13 protein-coding genes are annotated in these 6,819 nt (G+C 37.7%); 4 read left to right on the plus strand and 9 right to left on the minus strand.

Features of this window, described 5'->3' with window-relative positions; translation table 11 throughout:
- From HMPREF2987_RS04880 to HMPREF2987_RS11000, 9 genes are all read right to left on the minus strand, one after another.
- On the minus strand, positions 1 to 464 hold a 464-nt coding region (locus HMPREF2987_RS04880; RefSeq protein WP_075229729.1), incomplete at its 3' end, for a MazG-like family protein.
- Between the two features lies 1 nt (position 465).
- On the minus strand, positions 466 to 753 hold the full coding sequence (locus HMPREF2987_RS04885) for a hypothetical protein (protein WP_075229570.1): 288 nt from the start codon (positions 751 to 753) through the stop codon (positions 466 to 468).
- A 216-nt stretch (positions 754 to 969) separates the two neighbouring features.
- On the minus strand, positions 970 to 1,167 hold the full coding sequence (locus HMPREF2987_RS11370; protein ID WP_075229572.1) for a hypothetical protein: 198 nt from the start codon (positions 1,165 to 1,167) through the stop codon (positions 970 to 972).
- Positions 1,167 to 2,033 carry a phage replisome organizer N-terminal domain-containing protein gene (locus HMPREF2987_RS04900; protein ID WP_075229573.1) on the minus strand — a complete coding sequence of 289 codons (867 nt, stop codon included), beginning with the start codon at positions 2,031 to 2,033 and terminating at the stop codon, positions 1,167 to 1,169. Before HMPREF2987_RS04900 ends, HMPREF2987_RS11370 begins: the two co-directional genes overlap by 1 nt.
- A gap of 20 nt (positions 2,034 to 2,053) precedes the next feature.
- On the minus strand, positions 2,054 to 2,266 hold the full coding sequence (locus HMPREF2987_RS04905) for a hypothetical protein (RefSeq protein ID WP_075229574.1): 213 nt from the start codon (positions 2,264 to 2,266) through the stop codon (positions 2,054 to 2,056).
- Between the two features lie 80 nt (positions 2,267 to 2,346).
- The gene (locus tag HMPREF2987_RS04910; RefSeq protein ID WP_075229575.1) at positions 2,347 to 2,604 is read right to left on the minus strand and encodes a hypothetical protein; all 258 of its coding nucleotides are present in this window, start codon (positions 2,602 to 2,604) and stop codon (positions 2,347 to 2,349) included.
- Positions 2,605 to 2,616: 12 nt separating this feature from the next.
- Positions 2,617 to 3,327 (minus strand): ORF6C domain-containing protein, encoded by a 711-nt coding sequence (locus HMPREF2987_RS04915; protein ID WP_075229576.1) that lies wholly within the window; start codon positions 3,325 to 3,327, stop codon positions 2,617 to 2,619.
- 142 nt (positions 3,328 to 3,469) lie between these two features.
- On the minus strand, positions 3,470 to 3,673 hold the full coding sequence (locus tag HMPREF2987_RS04920; protein WP_038804347.1) for a transcriptional regulator: 204 nt from the start codon (positions 3,671 to 3,673) through the stop codon (positions 3,470 to 3,472).
- A complete protein-coding gene (locus HMPREF2987_RS11000) occupies positions 3,666 to 3,812 on the minus strand; it encodes a hypothetical protein (protein ID WP_180364502.1) in 147 nt (48 codons plus the stop codon). The genes HMPREF2987_RS04920 and HMPREF2987_RS11000 overlap by 8 nt, the downstream gene beginning before the upstream one ends.
- Positions 3,813 to 4,097: 285 nt before the next feature.
- Here HMPREF2987_RS11000 and HMPREF2987_RS04925 point away from each other — a divergent pair, with 285 nt between their 5' ends.
- From HMPREF2987_RS04925 to HMPREF2987_RS04940, 4 genes are all read left to right on the plus strand, one after another.
- The gene (locus tag HMPREF2987_RS04925; protein WP_038804348.1) at positions 4,098 to 4,460 is read left to right on the plus strand and encodes a helix-turn-helix domain-containing protein; all 363 of its coding nucleotides are present in this window, start codon (positions 4,098 to 4,100) and stop codon (positions 4,458 to 4,460) included.
- A 12-nt stretch (positions 4,461 to 4,472) separates the two neighbouring features.
- Entirely contained in the window at positions 4,473 to 4,862 is a 390-nt protein-coding gene (locus tag HMPREF2987_RS04930) for an ImmA/IrrE family metallo-endopeptidase (protein WP_075229577.1), read from the plus strand.
- Between the two features lie 9 nt (positions 4,863 to 4,871).
- Positions 4,872 to 5,291: an Ltp family lipoprotein gene (locus HMPREF2987_RS04935; protein ID WP_075229578.1), complete on the plus strand. Its 420-nt coding sequence runs from the start codon at positions 4,872 to 4,874 to the stop codon at positions 5,289 to 5,291.
- Between the two features lie 172 nt (positions 5,292 to 5,463).
- The gene (locus HMPREF2987_RS04940; RefSeq protein WP_075229579.1) at positions 5,464 to 6,612 is read left to right on the plus strand and encodes a tyrosine-type recombinase/integrase; all 1,149 of its coding nucleotides are present in this window, start codon (positions 5,464 to 5,466) and stop codon (positions 6,610 to 6,612) included.
- Positions 6,613 to 6,819: the final 207 nt, after the last annotated feature.

The raw sequence follows: 6,819 nt of genomic DNA on the forward strand, positions 1-6,819 counted from the left end.
CCATCAATCATCTTACCTTTGCGGTCCTTGATGACTTCATAAGCTTCTTCTAAGCAATTTTCAGTTGTAGTTCCATTACAAAATGAAACCGTACTAACCACGCTGTCAAGAAACATCAAATCTGCTTTGATTAAAGGAATTTGTGTTTCATTGTGGCAGATATGAGCATATAGCTTCTGAGCGATATTGCCCAAACTGGAAACCATCAACAATAATTCAAGTTCCTGTTGATTCGCTGAAATCTGAGCACCGTTCTTGATCTGTTGATCAAGTCCAATCAAAACTACCTGGATGTCTCCGAGCGCATCATAAATCAGTTCAGATTTGTCCTTTGCAATTCCTTCGAATAATTCTCCTGATTCTTCCATGAGCTTCAAGAACTGCTTAACTGGATTTGCTTCATGTAGATTTCGGTCAACAAACCACTGTTGAACCTTTTCTTCCAAATTCATTTTTGTATTCATCTCACTTTTCCTCCACTTCTTTAAATGATTCCATTGTCTGAATAATTTTTTCTAACATAGATTTATGTAATGTGATGTAATTGTTTTTCTTCACCTGTCCACAGAATATACAAATTCGTTTGCCAAGGTAATTACATTTTCCGTCTGAACGGTAACTTTCATCTGCTTCAATTTGTTCTTTATTAGCTGAGCTAACAAGAATTACTTCATCAGACTCGTTCCAATCAGGAATTCCCATACATTTGTGAAAATTCTCAAATGCTAAATCTGTTAAAATATCTCTAGCCATTCGTTTCCTCTCTTTTCTTCGTAATCAAGTAGTAGCAGTCAACTGCTCCGTAGTCAATCCTGATATTTTCTCCACTCATGCTTTTCCGAAAGCGTGGATTGTTAACAGCAGAGTAGCTGGCTTGATGTTGCTTTAATTCATTGATTGCGCTATGTATGTGTCCAAAACTCCCAATGAGTATCTTGCGGTGTCCGTTATAAATGAAGTATAGATTTATCATCCCTTCACCTCAACTGGATAGAAATTCCCAAAAGAACCTCTCAATGCCTTGCCTACCTGCAACGCAACTGCACGAGAAATGAACCGCATAGCTTTCCGCTCGTCCGAATACGAGACGTCAATTCCAGTCACACTAATAGCCACAGACATCAAGAACGGTTTATCTTCTCTTGTCCCATGTTTTAAGATAAACATCAGCCACCTCCATTTTCAAGCCTCTTAAGCAGTTCACGTTTACGTTTTTCAAGTTCTTCCTTGTCCTCCTCACTCGTAGTATTCACATAGTTAGGTTGAGACCACTCAGGAACATTTGATTTCTGATTACCTGGACGTTTGCTGATTTTGCTTTCTTTGTACGCTCGCTCACGTTCCTCGACTGCTGCAATCGTCAAAACTCCATCGTTCTTCCAATTCGTCAAAATTGCTTTAATATAGCTAAAATTTCTTTTACCATTGTCAGCAGCAAGACCAATTGCTTTCAGGACAACTTTCGCTTCCATTCCATCCAAAGTGATGAACTCTTTCAAGATTTCAAATTGAGTTCCATCCAACGGAGCAATACGAGATTGATATTCTTCCACGATGAGTTCGACTGGATTTTCATCTACATTTTTCTCTATCTCTGTATCTATATCTTTCTCTATATCTCCGTTACGCTTTGTTACATCGTTGTTACGTTGTAACGCTAATTGATTCTCTCGAAACTTACGAACCCTTCTGGCACTTGCTGTTTCACTACCAACCATCTCAGGAACTTGCTCTAAAAAATAATCACGGTCAGAGTTTCTAGTCAGCAATCCTTTGCTTTCTAAAAAAATCAATGTAATTTTGATATCTTCAACGTTTTCATCAATGACAAGAGCAATTTCTTCAGCTAGATTGTCAGCAAGTCCATCATAGTAGATGTGCCCGCCATCCTCTAAACTAATCAACATCATTTTGAGATAGATGATAGTATGCGTATCTCCACCTGCAATCTTACGAAGCAATTTCATTTCTTTAGACTTAAAAAAATCCTGAGCTAGTTGAATCCAGTAGTATCGCTTGTTTTTAACTACCATTGATACCCTCCGTTTCTCTACTAATCCATAAATGTTTCTTTTCGTGTCACGGGATCAATGTCAACACGGCGACCTGTTTTAAAGTCGATAAACCCTTTTTCAAATTGTGGCACTTGAAATTGAATCTTCTTTTTCGCTCTCATGGCCATTTTCAGCTTGATATTCATCATCAGCGATTCAATCAAGACCACTGAAACTACTGTGCATACTGCGATAATTTGTAAATTATTCATGTTTTTTATCCTCTTTTTGTGCTATAATATAGTCAAATAATTTTGCTAAGACCTTGTCCAGAAGCCTTTTAGTAAAGTTATTATATTTGATTAGAGAGCCATTTTTTGATGGCTCTTTTTGACCATTTCTTACCAGGTAATTCCTTTGGAAATCCCTTTAAGTAACGATAATTATCTGAAAATGTGGCATACTTAATTCCTAGAAATTCGCAGGTAGTGTTCACATCCATCAACTCTGGATAGTGATCACTATCTTTTTCTATTTCGACTAGCCTTGTGATTGTGTCTTTGATAATGGACTTAATCCATTCAGATAGTGAAAGTAGAACATTGTCCATCTTCTTCCCCTCCTACACTTCGTCAAATGAGTTCAATTTCATGATTTTCATCTTGGTATTGGTGCTTGGCTCCCAAGTCATCCAATAGGCCAGAGCTGCGTCTGCGAATTTTTTCGGTAGCAAGTCATAGCGACTGATATTAAAATGATCCTTGAAATCAATCTCAGCTTGTCTGAATACTGATTGAGCGAAGGTTTTGTCAGCATAAGCTGGACTGTCAATACCACCCAAGCAAGCTACTACACGAGCCTTACGCTTCTTCAGTAGTGATTGAGCATAGCTCGGGTGAATTGGCTGTTCGTTTTTTAGATAGTCGATATCTTCAATCATGCTAGCTTGTTGCTCACGCAATTTCTTTTGCCCAGTAAACAGAGCAATAAAGGCATCCTCGTCCAAGTCCTCGCGAATGAAACCGCCCTGTTTGCGAATGGCTGGCAAGACCTCTGATGTCACCCAACGCTTGAACTCCTTAGCCTGAGGTAACTTACTGGATAAAATAAGAGAGTAGAGACCAGATTCGTTGATGATCAACATATCCTGTGTTCCACCACTAGTAGGGATGCCCTGTTTTAGGGCGTCCTCTTCATCAACGTGAAGAGCAATCGCATTTCTAGCCTTGCTATATCCTAGGATGTCTGCAACATCTTTCCCGACAAACCAAGGCTCGTCGTCAATTGTCAAAGTACGGACTTCCTGTCCGTGAAAGTTAAAAATTTCGTTCATAATGTTCCTCTTCTTACTTTTCCTAGTATTAAAATAGTTTCCCAAACATCTAGTCCCTCAAGACTATCGATCATCAGCTGACTAAGTTGGTGATTTTTCTTCTGCCAATTCAGTATTATTTTCGCTTGCATGTATGCACCTCTCAGTGATTTCTCCAAGGGTTTTCAATACCCAAAATATCTACGACTTTTTCTTTCACATAATCACTTCCTTTGCCATACTTCAGCAGTTCTGAAATGACCGAAGGTGCGACGAATACTTGTTTTGCTAACTCGGCTTGAGTCATATCCAGCTCAATCAAACGAGTTTTGATTTTAGCCTTGATTATCTTTAGTTCTTTACTCATATTCTTCCTTTCTATATTTCTCTGCTTCTTTTGAAATTTTCAAAAGCATTGAAAGTCCCCCAACTACTCCATCTAGATACCCTCGCCCATAATCTGTCGCTAAGAGTTCCAATAATTCTTTCAGGTCTTCTTCGTTCATCCCTGACCTCCTTTTAAAAAATTATCTAAAAAGTTAGCGAATTTCTTGACATTGATAAATAAATTTATTAAAATCAAAACATAGAGAAAAGACCTACTAAAAAGTAAGGTTCTACCTAGAAAACGGACGCCAATCAGTTTCATTAGGCTTTATTTTTTAGTTGTCTTGTTCGCTAACTCTTTAGCTTACAAAAACTATTGTAGTAAATTTATTACAACTTGTCAACAGTTTTGTAGTAAATTTATTAAATATTTTTTGTCATGCCTTAGAAAGGTTGATGTATCAATGTTTTTCACATTTGAAAAAATAAAAGAATTGGCTGACAAACAAGGTATTTCATTAAATAAACTTGAAGAAAAACTAGGTTTTAGCAGAAATACAATTTATAACATGAAGAAATCTACACCAAATGTTGAACGAGTTTCAATGATTGCTGACTACTTCAATGTGTCCACAGATTATTTACTTGGTCGCACGGATAACCCAGCAATCGCTGGTAGTCATGACTACAAATGGGAAGGTAAGACTCTAAACGTTGAAGAAATGGCATCAAATGTTATGATGTTTGGTGGCCGAGAATTAACAGATGAAAAGAAGAAAATCATCCAGTCTATCATTGAAGGTTATCTCAAAGAAGCTGGTGATTAGAGGTACTGCTTAGTGACCGAAAAAGAAATTATAAGTCATTTTCAGATTCGTATTTTCGATTTTGATGGAGATTTGATGCCTGACGAACTTGGATTTTACGAAAAAGAAACCAATACAGCTTTCCTATCGAGCAAGCTCAACAAAAAAGAGAGGGTTAAGGTCCTACTGCATGAATTGGGACATAAGGACCACACACGCTCAGAGTACCAGAACGCTCGTCTACGCTGTGAAAACGAAGCTGATAGGAATATGATCCATCATCTCGTAAAAGACGCGATAGAAAGCTTAGATGACCCTACAGAGTTTGATTACCTCAAATTCATGTCCTACTACAATCTTAAAACCGTGACAAATGAAATCATGGTAAAAGAGGAATATTATAATTTAGCAAATATAATTTAAGGAGATGTTATGAACAAAGAAAAAGATTCTAAACCTTTTTATAAAAAAGTTTGGTTTTGGATATTGGTAGCTATCTTAGCTATCGGTGGTTCAAATGCTCTTACAAAACAAACGTCAAGCAAAGCAGACGAAGAAAAAGCAAGTGCGCTTAAAACAGCTCAAGAACTTGTCGAAAGTAAAGCGTCATTTTCTGAAAAAACACTTCTTTGGTATTTAACAGAAAGTGCGAGTCACAAATATTCAAAGAAAGCTGCTCAATATGCTGTTGAGAATGTTGGTGATGTTTGGGTTAATGAAGCGCTCGATATTGCAAAAGAAGAAAGAAGTGAAGGTAAGACTGACCAAGAAATACTTAAAAGTTTGACAGATAAAGATGCTCAGTTTACTGAAGAACAGGCCCTGAAAGCTATTGAAAAATTAAATGAATAAAAAAAGCCCCACAATCGCCCTCGCCAAAGTTTGATTGTGAAGCTCACCCTTATAAAAAATCAGCCATCAAAAAGGCCTCTTTTCTATACCCTATTTTACACCATGAAAGGGGTGATGTCAATATTCTCAATGTTTAGACCTTGTCCAGAAGCTGATAAACAAGGAGAATACAATGAAATATAATAAAACAAAATACCCAAATATCTATTACTATGAAACTGCAAAAGGCAAACGTTATTACATCAGACGCTCTTTCTATTTTCATGGTAAAAAGAAAGAGATTACTAAAAGTGGTCTCACAACCCTTCCACAAGCTCGTGCAGCCTTGACAGAGATTGAACAACAAATCCAAGATCAGGAGTTAGGTATCAATACGAATCTAACACTTGATAAATATTGGGATATCTATTCTGAAAAGAGATTGTCAACAGGGCGCTGGAATGACACTTCCTACTACCTCAATGACAACCTCTATAAAAACCATATTAAACCCAAGTTTGGTTCTGTTCTGCTTAAAAACCTGGATAGAAATGAGTATGAACTCTTTATCGCTGAAAAGTTGCAGAATCATACTAGATACACTGTCCAAACTCTCAATTCCAGCTTCATGGCATTGCTGAATGATGCCGTGAAAAGTGGTAATCTGCTCTCAAATCGCTTGAAAGGTGTCTTTATTGGCCAGAGTGATATCCCTGCCACTAACAAGAAAGTGACTCTCAAAGAGTTTAAGACTTGGATAGCAAAGGCAGAAGAAATCATGTCAAAACAATTCTACGCTCTAACCTATCTGACAATTTTTGGGTTAAGAAGAGGAGAAATCTTTGGATTGCGCCCAATGGACGTCACTCAGAACGACAGTGGACGGGCTATACTACATCTTAGAGATAGTCGAAGCAACCAGACCTTGGAAGGGAAAGGAGGGCTTAAAACGAAGGATTCAGAGCGATATGTCTGCCTTGATGATATCGGAACAGACCTTATCTATTATCTGATAGCTGAAGCTTCTAAGATTAAGCGAAAGTTAGGGATTATTAAGGAACAACAAAAAGATTATATCACGCTGAACGAAAAAGGCGGTCTCATCAATCCAAACCAGTTGAATAGAAACTTCAATCTAGTGAATGAAGCGACAGGATTGCATGTAACACCTCACATGATGCGCCACTTCTTCACAACTCAAAGCATTATTGCAGGGGTTCCGCTTGAACAATTAAGCCAGGCGCTGGGCCATACAAAAGTCTATATGACCGATCGTTACAATCAAGTAGAGGACGAACTTGCTGAAGCGACAACAGACCTATTTCTTAGTCATATTCGCTAAAAAGTCCCCGCCAAAACCTCAAAAAGTCCCCGCCAATTCCCCGACCAAAATCCAAAAAATACCGAAAAATATTGAAAAATGATTTTTAGAATAGTCCCCAAAAGCCTGAAATAGAGCTAAAAAACTCCACCTGATTGGGTGGAGTTAAGGGAGATTATTATGAAAAAGAAAAGTTTAGGATTTCTATTAAATAAAGTTAGGAGGTCT

It is taken from the genome of Streptococcus sp. HMSC067H01 (genome assembly GCF_001814775.1).
Lineage (GTDB): Bacteria > Bacillota > Bacilli > Lactobacillales > Streptococcaceae > Streptococcus.

Bases quoted from the DNA above. Each gene is read 5' to 3' on its own strand.
- HMPREF2987_RS04910 (WP_075229575.1), bottom strand. From the start codon at position 2,604: ATGGACAATGTTCTACTTTCACTATCTGAATGGATTAAGTCCATTATC.
- HMPREF2987_RS11000 (WP_180364502.1), bottom strand. From the start codon at position 3,812: ATGAACGAAGAAGACCTGAAAGAATTATTGGAACTCTTAGCGACAGAT.
- HMPREF2987_RS04920 (WP_038804347.1), bottom strand. From the start codon at position 3,673: ATGAGTAAAGAACTAAAGATAATCAAGGCTAAAATCAAAACTCGTTTG.
- HMPREF2987_RS04915 (WP_075229576.1), bottom strand. From the start codon at position 3,327: ATGAACGAAATTTTTAACTTTCACGGACAGGAAGTCCGTACTTTGACA.
- HMPREF2987_RS11370 (WP_075229572.1), bottom strand. From the start codon at position 1,167: ATGTTTATCTTAAAACATGGGACAAGAGAAGATAAACCGTTCTTGATG.
- HMPREF2987_RS04905 (WP_075229574.1), bottom strand. From the start codon at position 2,266: ATGAATAATTTACAAATTATCGCAGTATGCACAGTAGTTTCAGTGGTC.
- HMPREF2987_RS04940 (WP_075229579.1), top strand. From the start codon at position 5,464: ATGAAATATAATAAAACAAAATACCCAAATATCTATTACTATGAAACT.
- HMPREF2987_RS04900 (WP_075229573.1), bottom strand. From the start codon at position 2,033: ATGGTAGTTAAAAACAAGCGATACTACTGGATTCAACTAGCTCAGGAT.
- HMPREF2987_RS04935 (WP_075229578.1), top strand. From the start codon at position 4,872: ATGAACAAAGAAAAAGATTCTAAACCTTTTTATAAAAAAGTTTGGTTT.
- HMPREF2987_RS04885 (WP_075229570.1), bottom strand. From the start codon at position 753: ATGGCTAGAGATATTTTAACAGATTTAGCATTTGAGAATTTTCACAAA.
- HMPREF2987_RS04925 (WP_038804348.1), top strand. From the start codon at position 4,098: ATGTTTTTCACATTTGAAAAAATAAAAGAATTGGCTGACAAACAAGGT.